General features: G+C 65.1%; 16 protein-coding genes. 3 read left to right on the top strand and 13 right to left on the bottom strand.

What is annotated here, in order from left to right; genetic code table 11:
• Positions 1-35: 35 nt before the first annotated feature.
• The 11 genes from pdeM to CSQ93_RS17430 form a co-directional block, all read right to left on the bottom strand.
• A complete protein-coding gene (pdeM, locus tag CSQ93_RS17480) occupies positions 36-725 on the bottom strand; it encodes a ligase-associated DNA damage response endonuclease PdeM (protein ID WP_099379129.1) in 690 nt (229 codons plus the stop codon).
• On the bottom strand, positions 722-3,187 hold the full coding sequence (locus CSQ93_RS17475) for a ligase-associated DNA damage response DEXH box helicase (RefSeq protein ID WP_099379128.1): 2,466 nt from the start codon (positions 3,185-3,187) through the stop codon (positions 722-724). The genes pdeM and CSQ93_RS17475 overlap by 4 nt, the downstream gene beginning before the upstream one ends.
• Complete coding sequence (locus tag CSQ93_RS17470) at positions 3,184-4,824, bottom strand: ATP-dependent DNA ligase (protein ID WP_099379127.1); 1,641 nt, start codon at positions 4,822-4,824, stop codon at positions 3,184-3,186. The genes CSQ93_RS17475 and CSQ93_RS17470 overlap by 4 nt, the downstream gene beginning before the upstream one ends.
• Positions 4,817-5,848 (bottom strand): ligase-associated DNA damage response exonuclease, encoded by a 1,032-nt coding sequence (locus CSQ93_RS17465; RefSeq protein WP_099379126.1) that lies wholly within the window; start codon positions 5,846-5,848, stop codon positions 4,817-4,819. Before CSQ93_RS17465 ends, CSQ93_RS17470 begins: the two co-directional genes overlap by 8 nt.
• An 89-nt stretch (positions 5,849-5,937) precedes the next feature.
• Positions 5,938-7,608 (bottom strand): RecQ family ATP-dependent DNA helicase, encoded by a 1,671-nt coding sequence (locus tag CSQ93_RS17460; protein ID WP_099379125.1) that lies wholly within the window; start codon positions 7,606-7,608, stop codon positions 5,938-5,940.
• 111 nt (positions 7,609-7,719) lie between these two features.
• On the bottom strand, positions 7,720-8,118 hold the full coding sequence (locus tag CSQ93_RS17455; protein ID WP_099379124.1) for an MAPEG family protein: 399 nt from the start codon (positions 8,116-8,118) through the stop codon (positions 7,720-7,722).
• Positions 8,119-8,166: 48 nt separating this feature from the next.
• Positions 8,167-11,565 carry a hybrid sensor histidine kinase/response regulator gene (locus tag CSQ93_RS17450; protein ID WP_099379123.1) on the bottom strand — a complete coding sequence of 1,133 codons (3,399 nt, stop codon included), beginning with the start codon at positions 11,563-11,565 and terminating at the stop codon, positions 8,167-8,169.
• Positions 11,562-12,686 carry a hybrid sensor histidine kinase/response regulator gene (locus CSQ93_RS17445; RefSeq protein WP_099379122.1) on the bottom strand — a complete coding sequence of 375 codons (1,125 nt, stop codon included), beginning with the start codon at positions 12,684-12,686 and terminating at the stop codon, positions 11,562-11,564. The genes CSQ93_RS17450 and CSQ93_RS17445 overlap by 4 nt, the downstream gene beginning before the upstream one ends.
• 106 nt (positions 12,687-12,792) lie before the next feature.
• Positions 12,793-13,401 (bottom strand): chemotaxis protein CheB, encoded by a 609-nt coding sequence (locus CSQ93_RS17440; protein ID WP_099379121.1) that lies wholly within the window; start codon positions 13,399-13,401, stop codon positions 12,793-12,795.
• Position 13,402: 1 nt separating this feature from the next.
• Complete coding sequence (locus CSQ93_RS17435) at positions 13,403-14,236, bottom strand: CheR family methyltransferase (RefSeq protein WP_199534443.1); 834 nt, start codon at positions 14,234-14,236, stop codon at positions 13,403-13,405.
• Positions 14,237-14,367: 131 nt separating this feature from the next.
• Complete coding sequence (locus tag CSQ93_RS17430) at positions 14,368-15,354, bottom strand: aldo/keto reductase (RefSeq protein WP_099379120.1); 987 nt, start codon at positions 15,352-15,354, stop codon at positions 14,368-14,370.
• 91 nt (positions 15,355-15,445) lie between these two features.
• On the opposite strand from CSQ93_RS17430, the gene CSQ93_RS17425 reads away from it, so the two are divergent.
• Complete coding sequence (locus tag CSQ93_RS17425; protein WP_233516226.1) at positions 15,446-16,336, top strand: LysR family transcriptional regulator; 891 nt, start codon at positions 15,446-15,448, stop codon at positions 16,334-16,336.
• Between the two features lie 67 nt (positions 16,337-16,403).
• Positions 16,404-16,913 (top strand): GAF domain-containing protein, encoded by a 510-nt coding sequence (locus CSQ93_RS17420; protein ID WP_099379173.1) that lies wholly within the window; start codon positions 16,404-16,406, stop codon positions 16,911-16,913.
• On the opposite strand, the gene CSQ93_RS17415 is transcribed toward CSQ93_RS17420, so the two are convergent.
• Together CSQ93_RS17415 and CSQ93_RS17410 are read right to left on the bottom strand one after the other, a co-directional pair.
• Positions 16,914-17,501, bottom strand: a complete 588-nt coding sequence (locus tag CSQ93_RS17415) for an O-methyltransferase (protein ID WP_099379119.1) — start codon at positions 17,499-17,501, stop codon at positions 16,914-16,916.
• A 32-nt stretch (positions 17,502-17,533) separates the two neighbouring features.
• Entirely contained in the window at positions 17,534-18,424 is an 891-nt protein-coding gene (locus CSQ93_RS17410; RefSeq protein ID WP_099379172.1) for a DMT family transporter, read from the bottom strand.
• A gap of 101 nt (positions 18,425-18,525) precedes the next feature.
• Here CSQ93_RS17410 and CSQ93_RS17405 point away from each other — a divergent pair, with 101 nt between their 5' ends.
• A complete protein-coding gene (locus CSQ93_RS17405; protein WP_099379118.1) occupies positions 18,526-19,305 on the top strand; it encodes an AraC family transcriptional regulator in 780 nt (259 codons plus the stop codon).
• Positions 19,306-19,327: the final 22 nt, after the last annotated feature.

Genomic DNA, 19,327 nt, shown 5'->3' with positions numbered 1-19,327 from the left:
GTTACTTTCAGTTTTCCACCAAAAGTACCAGACACTCAGCAGTTAGCAGGCAGCGGGAAAATTCCCGCGTCCGCCGTCACATACACGCGCTCGCCAACGGCGGGCCGCACCGCATGGCCGCCCGTGAACGCGCCAAACGAAGGCAAGATGGCGCGCTGCTGGCCCAGCAGGAAACACGGCAGGCGCAAGCCGCCCCCATGTCGTCCCGTCCCTGCTGCGCGCAAGTGAAACACGGGATGCACGTGACCGGCCAGTACATAGCCGGGCGCGACGGTATCCGGGTGATGGCAGAACGACAGCTTGCCCACCTGGTGCGGTTCATCGACCATGCGTATCCCCAGCGCGGCGGCCGGATCGCCCGCATGCGCATCGTGGTTGCCGCGCACCACCGTCAGACGCACGTCCGGATGGCGCGCGCGCCAGGCCAGCATGGCGGCCACGGTGGCGGGCGCATGCGCGGCGCGCGCGTGCAAGAAATCGCCGAGAAAAACGATTTCCCCGCAGGCGTAACTGGCCAGCAAGGCGTCGAGCGCCAGCAGGTTTTGCGTGGTGGTGCCGCGCGGCACGGGCACGCCCAGTGCGCGGAAGGCGGCAGCCTTGCCGAAATGAATGTCGGCGATGACCAGCATCTTGCGCGCGGGCCAATACACGGCCTTGTGCGCCAGCAGCCATAGCATCTCGCCGGCCAGCGCCACCACGCAGTGCGCTTGCTGCCGCCCGCTCATGCGGCCGCCTTTTCCAGCGCGCTGACCAGCCGCGCCACCCGGTCCGACAATTTTTCCGTCGTCAGCTGTTCGCGGAAGCGCTCGACCATCAGGCAGAAGGCAAAGGGCGAGGCCCGCTCCAGCGGCTGCAGGGAAATGCGCCGTCCATGCAGCTCGCGCAAGGTGGCGCGCAGGCGCGTCAATTCCAGCTCCTGTTCCAGCACTTCGCGCTGCGCCTGCGTGAGCAGCAAATTGGCCGCATCGTGCTTGCGGAACACCTCGAAAAACAGCGAAGACGAAGCCTGCAACTGGCGCGCGCTTTTCGGCTGGCCCGGATAGCCCTGGAACACGAGGCCGGCGATGCGGGCAATTTCGCGGAAGCGCCGCTGCGACAATTCCGTCGCGTTCAGGCTGGCCAGCACGTCTTCCAGCAAGTTGTCCGTGCTGAACAGGGCAATACCGGCGCCACTGGCGGCCGTCAACAGCGGCGCAAAATCGATGTCGTCCGCGCCCAGCAATTCAAAGCCGTAATCGTTGACGGCGATCGACAAGGTTGCCGGCTGCACGCGCGCGATGCGGTACGCCAGCAGCGACGCCAGGCCCAGGTGCACGGAGCGGCCTGCAAACGGATACACGAACATGTGATGGCCTTCGCGGCTGGAGAGGGTTTCCAGCAAGAGGCTGGCACGCGTGGGCAGGCTGGACCATGCTTGCTGGATGGCCAGCAGCGGCGCCAGCGCGCGCATTTCCGGGCCGCTGGCACGGCCTTCCTGCGCCAGCTGCAACTGGTCCAGCACGGCATGCGCCAGTTCCGACGACAGGGGCATCTTGCCGCCCTGCCAGCGCGGCACGGCGCCGCGGCTGCCTGTTGCGCGCCGCACATAGGCTGTCATCTCGTGCACGCGCACGAATTCCAGGATGCGCCCGCCAAACAAAAAATGGTCGCCCTGCTTCAGGCGCGCAATGAACGATTCCTCGATGCTGCCGATGCGCCCGCCACCGAGGAACTTGACCTGGATCGCCGCCTCCGAGACGATGGTGCCGATGCTCATGCGGTGGCGCCGCGCCAGGGCCACATCCGGCACGCGATACACGCCCGCCTCATCGGGCAGCACGCGCCGGTATTCCGGATACACGGTGAGGCTTTGCCCGCCGCGCGCGACGAAGTCGAGCGCCCATTGCCATTCGCCCAGGGTCAGGTCGCGGTAGGACCAGGCCGCGCGCACTTCCTCATACAATGGGTCCGACTGGAAACCGCCGCCCAGGGCGATCGTCACCAGGTGCTGCACCAGCACGTCGAGCGGCTTGTCCGGCACGGGCCGCGCTTCCAGCTGGCCCTGCGCCAGGGCAGTGCGGGCAGCAGCCGCTTCCAGCAATTCCAGGCTGTTGGTGGGCACCAGCGTGACGCGCGAGATGCGCCCCGGCGCGTGGCCGCTGCGCCCGGCCCGTTGCACCAGGCGCGCGATGCCTTTCGCGCTGCCCACCTGCAAGACCCGTTCGACGGGCAGGAAATCGACGCCCAGGTCCAGGCTGGAAGTGCACACGACGGCTTTCAGCTCACCCGATTTCAAGTGCTGTTCGACCCACTCGCGCACTTCGCGGTCCAGCGAACCGTGGTGCAGGGCGATCAGTCCCGCCCAGTCGGGGCGCGCATCGAGCAGATGCTGGTACCACAGCTCGGCCTGCGACCGCGTATTCGTAAACACCAGGGTGGTGGCGCTGCCCTCTATTTCGGCGATCAACGGTTGCAGCATCTGGATGCCCAGGTGGCCACCCCAGGGAAAGCGCGTAGGGTTGACGGGGATCAAACTGTCGACGAGGATGCGTTTTTTAATTTTCCCTTCCACCAGCACGCCGGCGTTTTCCTCGCCCAGCAAGACATCCTGCGCCTGCCGCAGATTGCCCAGGGTGGCCGACAGGCCCCACGTCATCAATGCGTCATTCCAGCGGCGCAAGCGGGCCAGCGCCAGCTGCACCTGCACGCCGCGCTTGCTGCCCATCAATTCATGCCACTCGTCGACGATCACGGTTTCCAGCAGGCTGAAACGTTCCCGTGCATCCGCCTGGCTCAGCATCAATGACAGGCTTTCCGGCGTGGTCACCAGCACCTCGGGCCAGGCTTTCGCCTGCCGCGCCCGCTGCGCGGCGCTCGTGTCGCCCGTACGCGCCTCGATGCGCCAGCCGGGAGCGAGGTCGGCGCTAGAACCTTGCAGGGCGCGCACGGTGTCGGCCGCCAGCGCCCGCATCGGCGTGATCCACAACACGCGCAAGCCCTGTTTTTTACCTTTGCGCGCCAGCCGCTCGGCACGCAGCAACGCGCCAAACCAGACGGCGTAGGTCTTGCCGGAACCCGTGCTGGCATGCAGCAGGCCGGATTGCCCTTGGGCGGCGGTGCGCCAGACGGCGCGCTGGAACGGGAACACGGACCAGTCGCGTGCGGCAAACCACGCGTCGATGCGCTGCGCCAGCGCGCTTTTGCTCATGTGGCTTGGGCCAGCATGGCCTTCAGGGTGGCCAGCGTATCCGCCTCGGCGATGGCCTTGTCGTCACGCCGGCGCAGGATGCGGGGAAAGCGCACGGCGATGCCCGCCTTGTGGCGGCTGGACGCGGCGATGCCTTCGAAGCCGATTTCGAACACCATGGTCGGCTGCACGCTGCGCACGGGGCCGAATTTTTCTATCGTCGTCTTGCGGATGGCGGCGTCCACTTGCGCGATCTCGGCATCCGTCAAGCCCGAATACGCCTTGGCGAACGGCACCAGCTTGCGTTCCTCGCCACCTTCACCACCCTCCTCATCCCAGACGGCGAACGTGTAATCCGTGTACAGCGACGCGCGCCGGCCGTGGCCCGCCTGGGCGTAGATCAGCACGGCGTCGACAGCATACGGGTCGATCTTCCATTTCCACCACGTGCCCACGTCTTTCGCGCGGCCCACGCCATACGCGGCCGACACGGCCTTGAGCATCAAGCCTTCCACGCCGCGCGCCCGCGATTCGCTACGGATGGCCGCCAGCGCCTCCCAGCTTGCTGCCGCTATGCGCGGCGACAGACGCAGCACGGGAGAGTTCACGCCGGCCACCACGCTTTCCAGCAGCGCGCGGCGTTCCAGCTGGGGCAGCTGGCGGACATCGACGCCATCCATTTCCAGCACATCGTAGGCCACCAGCACGGCGGGCAACCCGGCCAGCAGCTTGGGCGACACGCTCTTGCGACCCATGCGTAGTTGCAAATCGGCAAATGGCGCCGGCACGTCGCCCGGCTGCCAGACGAGGATTTCCCCATCGAGCACGGTCCCCTCGGGCAAGGCCAGTTGCGCCAGTTCGGGAAAGCGCTCCGTGATCAATTCCTCGCCGCGCGACCACAGCCAGTTCACGCCCTCGCGGCGCAGCAGCTGGGCGCGCATGCCGTCGTATTTCCATTCGGCCAGCCAGCCGCCGATGTCACCGAGCGTCTCCGGCCCCGTCTGCAAGGGGTGCGCGAGGAAAAACGGATACGGCTGGCCGCCGCGCAGCGCATGTTCTCCCTCCGACTGCGCGGCGATCAGTTTGAGAAAGCCCGCGCCCGTGGGGCTGACCTTGCCATCCGTCCAGCCCATCAGGCGCTGGGCGATCAGCTTGCTGTCGACGGCGGCGATGGAGGCCAGCGCGCGCGTCACCAGCAGTTTTGACACGCCCACGCGAAAGCCGCCGCCGATCAGTTTGATCAACAAAAAACGTTCGCGCGTTTCCAGCTCGTCCCAGTAGGCCAGCAAGTCGGCGCGGATGGTGTGGGGCGCCGCGCCGCGCAACGGTGCGATGCGCTGCTCGACCCACTCGGCCAGGCCGATGTCGCTGCGTCTGGCGGGCGCGGGCAGGATCAGGGCGATGGTTTCGGCCAGGTCGCCCACGGCGTGATAGGCCTCGTCGAACAGCCAGGCGTCCAGGCCCGCCCGCTCGGTCGCGTACTCGCGCAGCAACTTGGTGGGCACGGCCTGGCGCGGCTTGCCGCCGGCCAGGAAATACACGGCCCAGGCCGCATTCTCGGGCGAAGCGCCGCGAAAATAGGCTTGCAGGGCCGCCAGCTTGCGACTGGTGGACGTGGTTTCATCGAGTTCCGCGTACAGCCGGGCAAAGTCACGCATGGGGCGCTGCCTCCTGCTGTGCAACTACGCTGTCTTCCGCCTCGTCGTCGCCATATTCCGTCTCGAAGCCGCCCGCCTGCCAGCCGTTCTGCTGCAGCCAGCGCACCATCACGGGAATCGAGCCATGCGTGACGATGATGCGTTCAGCCTGCGTGGCCTGGATGACTTGCATCAGGCCGGGCCAGTCGGCATGGTCGGACAGCACAAAACCCCGGTCCACGCCACGCCGCCGGCGCGCGCCGCGCAGCAGCATCCAGCCGCTGGCGAACGCATCGCTGTAGTCGCCGATACGCTTCATCCACGGCGAGCCGGCGGCCGACGGCGGCGCGATCACCATCGCCGTCTTCAGGGCCGCCTTGTCCGTGACGTCGCCCACCATCACGGTGGCGGGCAAGGCCACGCCGGACTCGCGGTAGACCTGCGTCAAGGCCTGCGCCGCGCCATGACAGATAATGGGGCCGATGGTGGCGTCGAGTCCCGCCAGGATGCGCTGCGCCTTGCCGAAGGCATAGCAGAACAGCACGCTGGTGCGCCCCTCGGCCGCATTCCTGCGCCACCATTGGTTGATGTCGTCAACAACGTCCTGCGGCGCCTGCCAGCGGTAGATGGGCAGGCCGAAGGTCGATTCCGTAATAAAAGTATCGCAGCGCACGGGCTCGAACGGTGCGCATGTGGGGTCGGGCTGCAGCTTGTAGTCGCCGGACGCCACCCACACTTCGCCACCGTGCTGCATGCGCACCTGCGCCGAACCCAGCACATGGCCGGCCGGATGCAGCGACACGTGCACGCCGTGGTGTTCGATGCTGTCGCCATACGCGAGGCCCTGGATGGAAACGGCGCCCAGGCGCGCGCGCAGCACTTGCTCGCCGGCAGCGGCGCACAAATAATGCCGGTGCCCGACACGCGCATGGTCGGCGTGCGCGTGCGTGATGATGGCGCGCTCGACGGGGCGCCACGGGTCGATGTAGAAATGACCCGGCACACAATACAAGCCTTCCTTGCGCACCACCACCATGTCTGCCATGCCCTGCTCCCTGCGTTAAAAAAGCGCGTTGGAATGGGCTGATTCTAGCGCGCTTGCGCCAGATCACTGTTCGACAGCGCACCATGGCTTCATGCGGGCACGACGAATTCCGCCATGAAGGTACGCGTGGTGTCTTCCGGAAAGGCAATGGTGACCTGGTCGCCCGCCACGGACAGCACGGTGCCAATCTGGTAGCGGGGCACGCGCACGCGGCTGCCGACGGCGATCTGGGGTACCAGCGCCGGCGCAGGTACTTGGCCAGGCGCCGGCGGCAACTCGACCAGGGTGATGGGCGCGGCCAGCGCGGGCGGCGACTGGCAATTGTCGCAGCTGCAGCAGCGCTCGAAATCGCCGGCATCGCCAAAGTAATCGAGCAGCAGTTTCCAGCGGCACAGGCCACTTTGCGCATACGCCACCATCTGCTCGAGCGCCTGTTTGTCGCGCTCCTGCTTGTCGACATAGATTTGCGCCAGTTGCGCATACGGGGGCGCGGCGGCCGACGGCGCTGTCAAGCGGTAGCCCAGCTTGCGGTCCTGGCGCAGCAGCTTGCCGTCTTTCAACAGTTTCAGGCATACCTTCAAGTGGCCGTCGGAAAACTCGGGCAGGCTGGACGCCAGTGCAGCGAAAGCAAACGTGGCCGGCAATTCTTGCGCTACCGCAATGATGGCAGCCAGTTCACCTTCCGTGGGATAGTGCTTGGCCAGGAAAAACTGCTGCACCCGCTTGTCTTCCTGGAAATACAGCAAGGTGCAATCGGCGGGCAAGCCGTCACGCCCCGCCCGGCCCGATTCCTGGTAGTACGCTTCCAGGTTGGCAGGCACCTGCAAGTGGATGACGAAGCGCGTGTCGGGCTTGTCGATGCCCATGCCGAAGGCGTTGGTGGCCACCATGATGCGGCGTTCGCCATTCATGAACAAATCCTGGTTGTGCTTGCGCTCGCGCGCCGCCAGCTTGCCGTGGTAGCACGTGACGCTCTCGCCCAAGTCCCCCAGCCGCGCCGCCAGGTCCTCGACGGCCTTGACGGTGGCCGCATACACGATGCCCACGCCTGGTGTCTCGCGCAGCAGGCGCAAGACGGTATCCTGTTTTTCTGCGGCATTCGTGACCTGGATCACGCGGTAGCGCAAATTGGCGCGGTAGATGCCGGTATTAATGACCTGCAGCTTGCGCGCTTCCAGCTGCGTGTCGATATCGTCTATCACTTCCCCGGTGGCCGTGGCCGTCAGCGCCAGCACGGGCGGACGGCCCAGCGCGCGCAAGGCAGCCGCGATGTCCAGGTAGGCGGGACGGAAGTCGTGGCCCCACTGGGAAATGCAATGGGCTTCATCGATGACGACCAGGCTGGGCGGCGCGCTGGCCAGCAGCGACAGGAACTCGGGCGTCGCCAGGCGTTCCGGCGTGCAAAAGATGATGAGCCTGCCGCCCTGGCCGATGCGGGCGATGGCCTCATCCTCTTCCGCGCGCGACAGGCTGCTGTTGAGCTGCACGGCCGTGATGCCCAATTCGTGCAGCTTTTCCAGCTGGTCTTTCATCAGCGAAATCAGCGGCGACACGACCAGAGTGGCACCCGGCAACAGGGCGGCAGGCAGTTGGTAGCACAGCGACTTGCCGCTGCCGGTGGGCATGATGGCCAGGGTGTCGCGCCCGGCCAGCACGCTGTCGATGACTTCCTGCTGGCCCGTGCGCAGCCGCGCCACGCCAAAGACCGTGCGCAGCAGGCGCTGGATGTGTCGAACAGACTTGTACACTGAAGCATGCATTGTTGCCGTCCCGAAAGTAACACTGCCGGCGCCCCTGCGCCAAGGTGCAGTTACTTTACGGCCGGGCCTCGCGCACCGCCATAGGACGGGCGCCACAGCCGGCGTAGGACTTCAGGAAGTAAAGAGGATGGCCCAGAACAGCATCAGCAAGCCGGCAATCGACACGCACCACACGAGCGTACGCACGACGGGCACGCCGAACGCGTACAGCGGTAAATACAGCACGCGCGCGGCCAGGTACAGGGCGGCACCGTACAGTGTCAGCGCGCTTTCCTGCGCCGTCACGTGGGCGATCAGCACGGCGGCGGCGAACAGGGGCAGGGTTTCGAACAGGTTCGCCTGGGCCCGCCGCAAGCGGCCCGTGATCTTGCCGACGGGCGGCCCGTCGCCGTCGCGCGCGCTCACGTTATAGGCCGTGCCTGTCTCGCGCGTGCGAAACAGCGCGGGCAGCAGGATTTGCACCAGCGCCAGTACCAAAGTACAGGCCAGCATCGTCAGTTCAGGGGTCATGTCTTACCTCTGCGGGTGAGACAGGCAAGCCGTGCCGGCGCATGCCCGTCAGGGTTGGTCAAGTGCCGCTTGCAACTCCATCAAATCATAGGGCTTGCGCAAGACGCTGGCGGAAAAGCCCAGCTCATCCATCGATTCCTTGCCATAGCCGGTGGAAAAGATGATGCGCATGTCCGGTTTCTCGCGCAGCACCATGCGCGCCAGCGCGATGCCGGACATGCCGGGCAGGCTGACATCCGTAAACAGGATATCGAAGTCTTGCTCGTTGAGCAATTCCCACGCCGCCTCGCCATCGGACACGCCGCTCACCGTGTGGCCCAGCATGCCCACCAGTTCGCATACCATCAGCTGGGAATCGAGATTGTCTTCCACCACGAGTATCTTCATGGATGTCGGCATGTCCCCCTGCGGTGTTGGCGCATGCCCCGTCAAGTCCAGCCCCGGCGTGCCGCCCCCCAACAGGCTGGCCGCCGTGCTGCCGCTTGCCAGCGTGCCGGCCACCGGCGCACCGGACCGTTCAAACTGGCGCGCACGCATTTGTTGCTGACGGTTGGCCAGCACATGGCGCAGCTTGCGCGCCAGCTCTTCGCGCCGGTATGGCTTGCTGAGCAATTCCACGCCCGCGTCGAGCCTGCCTTCGTGCACGATGACATCCTGTGCGTAGCCCGAAGTAAACAAGACGGCGATATCAGGCTGCAATTCGCGCGCCTGACGCGCCATCTCCGTGCTGCTGACGGGACCGGGCATGATCACGTCCGTAAACAGCAAGTCTATCTGCGCACCGCTGTGCAGCACAGCCAGCGCGCTTTCTCCATCCTCGGCCTTGAGCACCTGGTAACCGAGCGCACCGAGCATATCGACCACAGTGGTGCGCACGCCCACGTCATCTTCCACCACCAGCACGGTTTCCGTGCCGCCCGTGACGACGCCGCTCAATTCCAGTTCCTCGTCCGCTTCCGCCATCAGGGAACGGGGCAAATAGATTTTGACTCCCGTGCCCACGCCAGGTTCACTGTAGATGCGGATATGGCCGCGGCTTTGCGTGACAAAGCCGTACGCCATCGACAAGCCCAGGCCCGTGCCCGCGCCTTCCGGCTTGGTCGTGAAGAACGGCTCGAAGGCCCGCTGCAGCACGGGGCCGCTCATGCCCCGGCCCGTATCGGTCACTGACAGCATCACGTACTGGCCGGCCGGCACGTCGACCAGATTGTGCACATACTGTTCGTCGAGCACGACGTTGCCCAGCTCGATGGTCAGCTTGCCCACGCCATCCATGGCATCGCGCGCATTGATGGCCAGGTTGAGGATGACGTTCTCGATCTGGCTGCGGTCGACCAGGGTATTCCACAGTCCGCCGCCGCCCACCAGCACGATGTCGATCGCTTCACCCAGGGCGCGCCGCAGCAGCGCATCCATGTTGCGCACCACGCGCGCCAGGTCGGCCACCACCGGTTGCAGCGGCTGGCGCCGCGCAAACGCCAGCAGGTGCGACGACAGCTTGGCGCCCCGCTCGACGGCAGCGATCGCCGTGTCCAGGCGCTGGCGCATGAGGCCATCCGTGCCCGCCAGGTGCTGCAACAAATGCAAATTGCCGGAAATGATTTGCAGCACATTATTAAAATCGTGCGCGATGCCACCCGTCAGCTGGCCCACGGCTTCCATCTTTTGCGCCTGGCGCAAGGCGTCCTCGGCCTTGGTGCGCTCGTTGACTTCCTGTTCGACCCGGTGTTCCAGCGTTTCGTTCAATTCATGCAGCGCTTTTTCCACGCGGCGCCGGTCCGTGATGTCCGTCTTGACAGCGATCAAGGAACGCGTATGACCCTGCTCATCGACCAGGCGACTGACATTGCTCGACACCCACACTTGCGAGCCATCGGGCTTCAGGTAGCGCTTTTCCAGCGAGAACGACTCGCCCGTTTCCACCAGGCGCTGGAACAGCACGCCGTTGCCGGGCACATCCGCCGGATGCATGATGTCGTTCATGTTCAGGCTCAGCAATTCTTCGGCGGAACGCCCCAGCATGCGGCACAGGGCGCCATTGACGCGCTGGAAACGGCCATCGAGGCCCAGCTCGGACAAACCCACCGAAGCCTGGCCGAAAATGGCGGCCATGCGCTCCTGGCTGGCGTTGAGTTCATCCTCGATCTGGCGCCGCTCCGTCACGTCGAACGACACGCCCACGTAGCGGCGCTGGCCCGGTACGCGGCCCGCCACCACCTCGCCCTGGCGCGCGATCCACCGCAGCGCGCCATCGGCGGGACGGCGGATGCGGTATTCCACGTATTCGAGGGGATTGGGCGTCAGGTCCAGCTTGCTCGGCCCGACCTTTTGCTGGTCGCGCGCATCGACCAGGCTCACCAGCAGGCGTTCCGTCACCTCCACCTCGTCGGCAATGCCCCACAGGCGGCGGAAGGTGGGCGATACCAGCATCGCGCCCGTCTCGGGGAACCATTCGAAGGTGCCAATGCCACCGGCCTGCTGGGCCAGACGCAAACGCTCCTCGCCTTCCATGCGCTCGGTAACGTCGATGCCTTCGACGAGGATGCCCGTGACCACGCCCTCGTCATCCTTGATGGGTTGGTAGACGAAATCGATCTGGCGCTGGCCCGTCTGCCCATCCGCCGTCTGCAAATCCACTTTGACCTGGCGCCCCTCGTAAGGTTCGCCCGTGCGGTAGACCTGATCCAGCAGCGCGATGAAGCCTTGTTCCTTAACTTCGGGCAAGGCTACTTCGACTGTCTTGCCCAGCAGATCGCGGTGCCCTACCAGGCGCAGATAATGCTCATTCGCCAATTCGAACACGTGCCGCGGTCCGCGCAGCATGGCCATGAAGCTGGGCGCCTGCTGGAACAGGGCACGCAACAGCGCGCGTTCCTCGCCCAGGCGGCGGTTGGCCGCGCGCACGGCCTCGCTCTCGGCTTGCAAGGTGGTGTTGAGTTCGCCCAGTTCGGCCGTGGCCAGCTTCAGCTGACGCCCCTCCTCCATGCGCGCCGTCAATTCCAGCGCCGTGCACAGCACGCCATCCACCTGGCCGCCGGCGCCATGCACGGGAGCGTAATACAGGTCGAAACAGACATCCGCGCGCTGTCCGTCGCGCAACAGCGGCAGACAGCATTCGCGGTGCACCTGGGTCTCGCCGCGCAATCCCGCTTCGAGGATGCGCGCGTTCCAGTCCCAGATTTCGGGCCAGACGGCCGGCACCGTAGCGCCCAGCGCCGCCGGATGGCGCGCCCCGGCGATCTGGATGTAGTCGTCGTTGTAAATCATCACGTGCTGCGGCCCCCACATCAGCACCATCGCCATCGGCGAATTGAGGACGATGTCGACGCTGGTGCGCAAATTGGCCGGCCAGCCATCGAGGGCGCCCAGGCTGGTGGCGGACCAGTCGCGCTGGCGCACCAGCTCGCCCATGCGGCCGCCGCCGCGCGGCCAGGCTGGCGCGCTCATGTGGCCAGTCCCGCTTGCACGCGCACCTGGCACTGGCGCGGGATGCGCACGGTCGCCAGCGTGCCCTGCGTGGCCGTCGAACTGAGCTCGACCGTGCCGCCGTGGGCCTTGACGAACATATTCACCGTGTACAGGCCCAGCCCCAGACCCTGCCCCGTCCTGCGCTTTTCGCCCGCCTGCTGGAACGGCTCGAACAGGGTCGGCAGCAAGGCGGCGGGGATGACGCCGCGATTGGCGATGCGCAACTCAATGCTGTCCGCGGCCCGTCCATCGAGGGCAAGCTGCACCGGCGTGCCCGCCTCGCCATGTGTGAGGGCATTGCATAACAGATTCGAGATGACTTGCGACAGCAAGCCCGCATCGCATTGCCCGCGCAGCTCGCCCACACTGCTGACTTCGACCCGCGGGACCTGGCCAGCCGTCTCGAATTCCTCGACAATGGCGCGCGCCAGTGCCAGGTAGTCGTGCGTGCTGCTGCGCAACTCCATCGTGCCGGAACGGATGCGCGCCAGGTCCAGCAACTGGTCGACCATGCGCGCCATGCGCTTGGCGCTGCTTTCGATGCGCTGCGCCGTGACGATCACCTTCGGGTGGTCGCTCATCATCGGCAACAGCATGGCACCGTTCATCACCACCGACAGGGGTGTGCGCAAGTCGTGGCCCAGCACGGCCGTGAACAGTTCATTCAGGTGCAGGGCATGCTTGAGCTCGTCGAGCTGAGCCGACAATTCGCGTTTCTGCTGGTACAACTGGACCAGCACGGCGACCTTGCTTTGCAATGCCTTCACGTCGATGGGCTTGTACAGGAAATCGACGGCGCCCGCCTCGTAGCCACGGAAACTGTAGCTCGGTTCGCGCGACGCCGCCGTGAGGAAAATCAGGGGAATGCTGCGCGTGCGTTCGCTGCCGCGTATCAGCTCGGCCAGTTCAAAACCATCCATCTGGGGCATTTGCACGTCGATCAGGGCCACTGCGACCTCGTGCGTCAACAGCAATTCCAGCGCTTGCGCGCCCGAGCTTGCCTTCAGGATGACAATACCGGGCCGTGCCAGCACGGCTTCGGCGGCGACCAGGTTTTGCGCGATGTCGTCAACGACGAGAATATGGATAGGGGCGGTCACGGATCAGTCTTCAGGCATCGCAACGGCAAGATGCCATCGTGTTTCGATATGGACATAAACATTGTTTCAATTCTCACATATATTACACGCACTGCACTATTCCCATTCACTTGCGTTCGTCATCGCCGAGAAATGCCAGGCTGGCAGCCATCTGCGGCAAATCGAGCACGCGGTCGGCGCCGGCCCGCTTGAGCGCGGCGGCCGGCATGATGCCACAACTGGCCCGCTGCGGATCTTGCACCCAGGCACCGCCTCCCAGCTGCCGCACGCGCGCCAGGCCCGCCGCGCCATCGGCCGAGGCACCTGTCAGGATAATGGCCAGCATGGCGCGCCGGTAGGCGTACGCTGCTGTTTCCAGCAAGACATCGATGGACGGGCGCGAAAAATACACGGGTGCTTCCTGCGACAGGGAAAAACAGCCATCGGGTTCGACTTGCAGGTGGTAATCAGGTGGCGCGAAATACACGGTGCCACCCTGCAAGGGCTCCTTGTCCTGCGCTTCGCGCAAGGGCAGCGCGCAGCGTGCCGCATACAGATGCGGCAACTGGCTTGAGCGGCCCGGCGCCAGGTGCAGCACCACCACCACGGCGGCGCGGCAGGTGGCGGGCAAGGCGCGCAGCACGATGCCCAGCGCTTCCACGCCGCCAGCCGAGGCGCCGATGGCGATCAGGCGCAGGCCGGCAGGCGGCGGCGCCACGTCGCAGGTCGGCAGCATGTCAGGCACGCTGGAAGATACGTTCAGCCGGGCTCAGCTCGTTGAAGCTGGCCGCATGGCGGCTGAAATGCAGGCTTTCCTTCATGCCCAGGCCCAGGAAGCCCCGGTTCACCAGCGCTTCGTGGAACAGGCCCAGGCTGCGGTCTTGCAAGTCTTTATTGAAGTAAATCATGACGTTACGGCAGGAAACCATATGCACCTCCGAAAACACGCTGTCCGTCGCCAGGCTGTGGTCGGCGAAGACGAACTGGCGCCGCAAGCGCCGCTCAAAGATGGCGCCCTTGTAGGCGGCCGTGTAATAGTCGGACAGCGAACGCTTGCCGCCCGCCAACTGGTAATTCTCGCTGAACTGGGCGATGCGCTCGACTGGATAGATGCCCGCTTCGGCGGCGGCCAGCGCTTCCACGTTGATGTCCGTCGCGTAAATCATGCTGCGTTCAAGCAAGCCTTCCTCTTCCAGCAAGATGGCCAGCGACCACACCTCTTCGCCGCTGCTGCAGCCCGCCACCCAGATCTTGATGGAAGGATAGGTATGCAGGATGGGCAAGACTTTTTCGCGCAAGGCGCGGAAATAGGCGGGATCGCGGAACATCTCGCTCACTTGCACCGTGAAAAACTGCAACATCTGCGCGAACATGGCTGGCTCGTGCAAGATGCGGTCCTGCAATTGCGACAGGCTGGCGCAGCCGAAGCGCTCCATGGCCTGGCGCATGCGCCGGCGCAGCGACGCCACCGAATAATCGCGGAAATCGTGCTGATATCTCAACAAGATTCCCTCAAGCAACAATTTCAGTTCTATATCGAAAATATCGTCCTCTAACAACATCCACCTCATCGGATACCTGACCATTGAACGCGGTGCAATACGCACCGCGTAGTCACTGCCAAATGCTAGCAGATCGTCGCCGATTATCCCGCAGGAAAAGCTTCAGTTAGGTACGCTGGCGTACACTCACGCGTCTTTTTTCAGGCATCCACGCCCTTCATGCCCTCCTCCGTATAACGCGCGCCCGCCGCCATGCCCAAGGGAAAGGCCGCGTTCATCGCCGCCAGTTCGGCACCGTCCAGCCGCACGGTCAGCGCGCCGAGGTTGTCGTGCAGATACGCAATGCGCTTGGTGCCGGGGATGGGAATGACGTCGTCGCCTTGCGCCAGCAGCCAGGCCAGCGCCAGCTGGGCCGGCGTGCAGCCTTTTGCGCGCGCAATATCCCTGACCTGCGCGACGATGGCCTGGTTGCGCGCCAGGTTATCGGTAGCGAAGCGGGGATTGAACTGGCGAAAGTCGCCCGCGTCGAGACTGGCCGCATCGGCAATGGCGCCCGTCAAAAATCCCCGGCCCAACGGGCTGTAGGCAAAGAAACTGGCGCCCACGTCGCGGCAGGCGGCCAGCACGCCCTGCTCCGGCTCGCGCGTCCACAGCGAGTATTCACTCTGCACGGCCGCCACCGGGCAGATCGCCGCCGCGCGCCGCAAGGTGGCGGCGCTCACTTCGCACAGGCCGACGGCGCGGATCTTGCCCTCTTGCCGCAGTTGCGCCAGCGCGCCCATCGATTCTTCCAGTGGCGTCTCCAGGTTCAGGCGGTGCAGATAGAACAGGTCGATGCTCTCCACGCCCAGGCGCGTCAGCGACGCTTCGCACGCCTGGCGGATGGTGGCGGGGGAATTGTCGACGCGGCGCGCATAGCTGCCCGCCGCGCGCGCCAGACCGCACTTGGTGGCGACCAGGGCCTGACCGCGATGGCTGCTCAAAAAACGTCCCAGCAATTGCTCGTTGTGGCCAAAACCGTAGGCGTCGGCCGTGTCGAACAGGGTCACGCCCGCCGCCAGGGCCGCTTCCAGGGTGACCAAGGATTGCGCCTCGTCCGTAGCGCCATAAAATTCCGACATGCCCATGCAGCCCAGGCCCAGTGCCGAGCTGGTCAAGCCGCTATTGCCGATCCGTCGTTGTTGCATGTTGATCTCCCTCAATCGTTGATGTCAATGCGGCCAGTCTAGGCCGCGCCGGCTGGCGGGGGAATGCGCGATTTCGTGATACCTTTCTGGTATGAGAGTCCTCGATACCCATGCCCTGACACTGTTTTGCGCCGTCGCCCGCTGCCTGAATTTCCGCCAGGCGGCGGAGCAGTTGCACATGACCCAGCCGCCCCTGTCGCGCGCCATCAAGGTGCTGGAAGAGCGGCTGGGCGCGCGCCTTTTCGAGCGCGACACGCAGGGCGTGGCCTTGACGCAAGCGGGACGCACCCTGCTGCCACAGGCCTTGCACATCCTCGATTTGCTGGAGATGGCGCAAGCGTCGCTGCGGCAAGACAGCGCGCCCGCGCGCCTGCGCCTGGGCTTGACAAGTTCCGTGGCGGCCGGCCTGTTCCGCCCGCTGCTGGCGGCGCTGGAAGAGCAGCTACACGATGTGCGCCTGGAACTGACGTCCGCTCCCTCGCCGCGCCTGGTCGCGGCCGTGCGCAAGGGCCAGCTCGATGCGGCCCTGCTCGCGCTACCCAGCGCCACGTTCGAACTGGCCGTGCAGCCGCTGGCGCGCCAGCCCATGATGCTGGCCCTGCCCGCCGGGCACCGGCTGGCGAAAAAGCGCAAGCTCAGCTTGGCCGATATCGCCCAGGAATCCGTCTACTGGTTCGAACGGGCGCGCCAGCCTGCCTTTTTCGACCATTGCCAGCAAGTATTTCGCCGGCATGGCTTCGCCCCCGTCCTCCTGCGCGAAGCGCCCGACCATCATGTGCTGCTCGGCGATGTGGCGGCCGGCAAGGGCATGGCCCTGCTGGCCGACTCCTTCCGCGCGCTGCGCCTGGCTGGCGTGGCCTACCGGCCATTGGTGGAGGGAAAGGAATTGGCGGCCGGCATCGGCCTTGCCTGGCGGGAAGAGCACGGCCATGCAGCCCTGCCCCTGCTGCGCCAGCTGGCGGTGGAACATCTGCAAAAGTGAACGCCGCACGCGGACAGGCCAGACGCGCTACCATAACGCCTTCCCCATTTTGCGCGCCACCACGACCATGACGTTTACCATCAGCGACGCCGCCTACGGCACCGATACCCCAGAAGCCAAGCAAGCCATGTATGCGGACTTGCGCTCGCAGCTGCAAGGCTTGCTGTCAGGCGAGACCGATTTCATCGCCAATACGGCCAACTTCAGTTCGCTGGTCTTCAATACGATGCCGGGCCTCAACTGGGCCGGCTTTTATTTCCTGAAAGGCGAGGAACTGGTGCTGGGGCCGTTCCAAGGCAAACCGGCCTGTATCCGCATCAAGAAGGGCCGCGGCGTGTGCGGCACCACGGTGGTCGAAGGCAAGTCCATCGTCGTGCACGATGTGCACGCGTTTCCTGGCCACATCGCCTGCGACGTCAATTCCCGCTCGGAACTGGTGGTGCCCGTGTTTGCGCACGACCAGATCATCGGCGTATTCGACCTCGACAGCCCCCTGATCGGCCGCTTCGACGAAGTCGACGCGCAAGGCGTCGAATCGCTGGTGCGCGTGCTGGAAGCGGCTATCGTTGCTGAATAACTAGTTGCCTGCCTTGACGGCGATGAATTCGCCCTTGCCGACGGTGGCCAGGCACGTCGTGTAGCGGCTGTCGGCGCGGATGGCCTCGATAAAACCGGCCATGTCCGCGTAGTGCGAACTGGCGTTGTCGACCACCAGCACGCCGCCGGCCGCCAGCACGCGGTCCAGCTGCGGCCACCATTGCGCGTATTGCTGGCGCGCGGAATCGAGGAAGATGAAATCGTAGGCGCCGTCCGCCGCATCGCGCAGCACGTCGCCCGCGTCCGCCAGCAGCTGGCCGATTACGCCCTGCAATTGCGCGCGCACAAAGTTGGCATGCGCCATGTCGAACTTGTCCTGCGCCTTTTCCACCGTCACCACCTTGCCGCCCAGCGCCTGCACGGCGCGCGCCAGCCACAGGGTGGAATAGCCGTTCGAGGTGCCGATTTCCAGCACCCGCCGCGCACCGCGCACGTGCACCATCACGGCCAGCAGCTCGCCCGTGTCGCGCGTGATGTTGAGCATGCGGCTGGCCCGCTCCGCATGCGCCGCATCGTTGCTGCTGCCAAATGCTTCCAATTCGCTCAACAGGGTATCAATGTCCGGCATGATGGCTCCTTGTTCAAAACACCAGCATAGCACTAGGCGCTGGCGCGGCGCAGCGGACGTTTCAGATATTGCACCATCACCACGCCCAGCAGGGTCACGCCGCCACCGATCACGTCATAGCTGTGCAAGGTTTCCCCCAAGAACAGCATGGCGATGATCACCGTGAACACGGGCAGCAGATTCATCAAGGTCGTCGCGCGGCTCGGCCCCAGCTTGGCCAGGCCGTGCATCCACAGGAACGGCGCGATGATGGACGCGGGAATGCCGGCAAACAGTACCAGCGGCAGGCCGGCGCTGGTGACGGGCGGCGCGGACTGGCTCAGGTAATACACGAACAGCACGGGCACGGCGCACCAGACCTGGATCAGCAGCGAGTGCCAGTTATTCAGGGGAATCTTCCAGCGCTTGAGCAGCACGCCATAGCCCGCATACGACAGGCAGGCCAGCAGCATCAGGGCGTCACCGATGGCCGCGCCATGGGCCAGCAGGGCTGCCGGGTCGCCATGGCTGAGTAAGTAGCCAAGTCCCAGCAGCGACACGAGGCCGCCAAACACGCCGCCCACGGTTGGCGCTTCTTTCAACAACAATACGGACAGGCCCACGGCCAGCAGCGGCATCATGGACGCCAGGATGCCCATATTGGTAGCCGTCGTCGTTTGCGCGGCGATGTAGGCGAGGCACTGGTACATGACCATGCCCAACATGCCCAGCACAAACAATTTCCCCAGATACGGTTGCACCACGGCCCGCTGCTTCCACACGGCGCGGCCGAACACGAGCGCCAGCAGCACGCCGGCCAGCAGCCAGCGGTAGAACGAGATGGCGGCCGGATCGATCACGCCGACAGCCATCTTGCTGACGATGGTATTGATGGCCCAGATCAGCACGGCGATCACGGGTAACAGATAGTGTTTCACTTGCATGCGGCGTACTCCATTATTCAAGACCGCCATTTTCGCATGGTCCGATTCCATGGATATAATCCATATCGGACAATCGATGCGAAGAACAGGACAAAGACACCATGGCCAGCAACCAGCATTTTCCCGCCGTTTCCGACGCCCTGCCCTATCCCGTGTACTTTCGCCTCGACGATTACCACGCGCACCAACAATTCGATTACCAGAGCCATCCGTGGGGCCAGCTCACGTATTGCTCCACGGGCGTGATGGAAATCATGGTGGCGGGCCAGCGCTATCTGTCGCCGCCCCAGTACGCCGTGTGGATACCGCCCGAGACCTTGCACGATGGCTATATCCGCCAGGATGTCGTGTTTCACTCGGCCTACATCGACGCCAGCCTGTGCGCACAACTGCCGGCGCAGCCGTGCGCGCTCGTATTGAGTCCCTTGCTGAAAGCCATACTCGGCGATTTTGCAGAAAGAAACGTCACCACGCCCGCCACCGAAGCCGACCAGCGCCTGGCGCAGGTGCTGGTGGACCAGTTGCAGCTGGCGCCGTGCAGCCGCAACTACCTGCCGGGCAGCGACGAGCCCGTCATCGCGGCGCTGCTGGCCGCCCTGCAGGCGGAGCCGGGCAGTAACCGCTCACTGGCGGAGTGGGCCGCGCAACTGCATGTCACGGAGCGCACCCTGGCCCGGCGCTGCCAGCGCGAACTGGGCATGCCCTTCGGCGAATGGCGCCAGCGCCAGCGTTTCCTGGCCGCCCTGCCCCTGCTGGAACGGGGAGACACCGTGCAGGCCATCGCGCTGGAACTGGGCTACAGCACGGCCTCGGCCTTCATCGCCATGTTTCGCCGGCAAAGCGGCGGCACGCCAGACCAGTTCCGCCGCGGCCTGCGCTGAAAAAGCGGATCCGCTTTGTCAT

The sequence above is a fragment of the Janthinobacterium sp. BJB426 genome, assembly GCF_002735705.1.
Lineage (GTDB): Bacteria > Pseudomonadota > Gammaproteobacteria > Burkholderiales > Burkholderiaceae_D > Janthinobacterium.
This window is presented reverse-complemented; position numbering and strand designations above follow the sequence as displayed.

Excerpts from the sequence above, each read along its gene's own strand:
- pdeM (WP_099379129.1), bottom strand. The coding sequence starts at position 725 with ATGAGCGGGCGGCAGCAAGCGCACTGCGTGGTGGCGCTGGCCGGCGAG.
- CSQ93_RS17475 (WP_099379128.1), bottom strand. The coding sequence starts at position 3,187 with ATGAGCAAAAGCGCGCTGGCGCAGCGCATCGACGCGTGGTTTGCCGCA.
- CSQ93_RS17470 (WP_099379127.1), bottom strand. The coding sequence starts at position 4,824 with ATGCGTGACTTTGCCCGGCTGTACGCGGAACTCGATGAAACCACGTCC.
- CSQ93_RS17465 (WP_099379126.1), bottom strand. The coding sequence starts at position 5,848 with ATGGCAGACATGGTGGTGGTGCGCAAGGAAGGCTTGTATTGTGTGCCG.
- CSQ93_RS17460 (WP_099379125.1), bottom strand. The coding sequence starts at position 7,608 with ATGCATGCTTCAGTGTACAAGTCTGTTCGACACATCCAGCGCCTGCTG.
- CSQ93_RS17455 (WP_099379124.1), bottom strand. The coding sequence starts at position 8,118 with ATGACCCCTGAACTGACGATGCTGGCCTGTACTTTGGTACTGGCGCTG.
- CSQ93_RS17450 (WP_099379123.1), bottom strand. The coding sequence starts at position 11,565 with ATGAGCGCGCCAGCCTGGCCGCGCGGCGGCGGCCGCATGGGCGAGCTG.
- CSQ93_RS17440 (WP_099379121.1), bottom strand. The coding sequence starts at position 13,401 with ATGCTGCCGACCTGCGACGTGGCGCCGCCGCCTGCCGGCCTGCGCCTG.
- CSQ93_RS17435 (WP_199534443.1), bottom strand. The coding sequence starts at position 14,236 with ATGAGGTGGATGTTGTTAGAGGACGATATTTTCGATATAGAACTGAAA.
- CSQ93_RS17430 (WP_099379120.1), bottom strand. The coding sequence starts at position 15,354 with ATGCAACAACGACGGATCGGCAATAGCGGCTTGACCAGCTCGGCACTG.
- CSQ93_RS17425 (WP_233516226.1), top strand. The coding sequence starts at position 15,446 with ATGAGAGTCCTCGATACCCATGCCCTGACACTGTTTTGCGCCGTCGCC.
- CSQ93_RS17420 (WP_099379173.1), top strand. The coding sequence starts at position 16,404 with ATGACGTTTACCATCAGCGACGCCGCCTACGGCACCGATACCCCAGAA.
- CSQ93_RS17415 (WP_099379119.1), bottom strand. The coding sequence starts at position 17,501 with ATGCCGGACATTGATACCCTGTTGAGCGAATTGGAAGCATTTGGCAGC.
- CSQ93_RS17410 (WP_099379172.1), bottom strand. The coding sequence starts at position 18,424 with ATGCAAGTGAAACACTATCTGTTACCCGTGATCGCCGTGCTGATCTGG.
- CSQ93_RS17405 (WP_099379118.1), top strand. The coding sequence starts at position 18,526 with ATGGCCAGCAACCAGCATTTTCCCGCCGTTTCCGACGCCCTGCCCTAT.